Source organism: Vibrio sp. 704, assembly GCF_033339295.1.
Genome location: NZ_JAWOUH010000459.1, coordinates 1 through 690 on the forward strand (window position 1 = coordinate 1; position 690 = coordinate 690).

The window sequence follows — 690 nt, forward strand, 5'->3', positions numbered from 1 at the left end:
ACGTTGAGCTTTACACTGCGGCAATCGATGAGAAGCTAAACGATAAAGGCTACATCGTACCTGGTCTTGGTGATGCAGGTGATAAGATTTTCGGTACTAAGTAATTAGTTACTCCGAATAAAACAAAGGCTTGGTTTTCACCAAGCCTTTTTTGTTGCTGTTTATTTATTTAGAAAGGTTAAAGTGCGCCACTTAAAAGTCGCACAGTCGAATTACTTCGCGCTTTCTTCTTCCATTTGAGCGTTATCAACCACGTGGTTTTCACCAAGGTCGTGTGGCAGCACTAGGTTAAGAAGGATTGCCACGATACCACATAGGCTTACACCTTGTAGGCTGAACTCGCCGATACCGAAAGCCATACCACCGATACCAAATACCAGTGTTACTGCAACGATCACTAGGTTCCGAGACTTGTGTAGATCAACGTTGTTCTTAATCAGCGTATTCAAACCGACGGTTGCGATAGAACCGAACAGAAGAATCATGATGCCGCCCATTACTGGCACAGGAATGGTTTGCAGAATCGCACCTAGCTTACCTACCAGCGCAAGAACAATAGCGGTAATGGCAGCCCAAGTCATGATTACTGGGTTGAAAGCTTTGGTCAGCATTACCGCGCCTGTTACTTCACTGTAAGTAGTGTTTGGCGGCGCACCAACCATTGATGCTGCAATTGTCGCGATTCCGTCA

2 protein-coding genes are annotated in these 690 nt (G+C 45.5%); one reads left to right on the forward strand and one right to left on the reverse strand.

The features are described 5' to 3' along the window. A partial coding sequence (locus R7R24_RS27085) for a uracil phosphoribosyltransferase (protein ID WP_318120175.1) occupies positions 1-104 on the forward strand: 104 nt, incomplete at its 5' end. 108 nt (positions 105-212) lie between these two features. Here R7R24_RS27085 and R7R24_RS27090 read toward each other — a convergent pair. Further along, the coding region (locus R7R24_RS27090; RefSeq protein ID WP_318120174.1) for a solute carrier family 23 protein at positions 213-690 on the reverse strand (478 nt) is incomplete at its 5' end.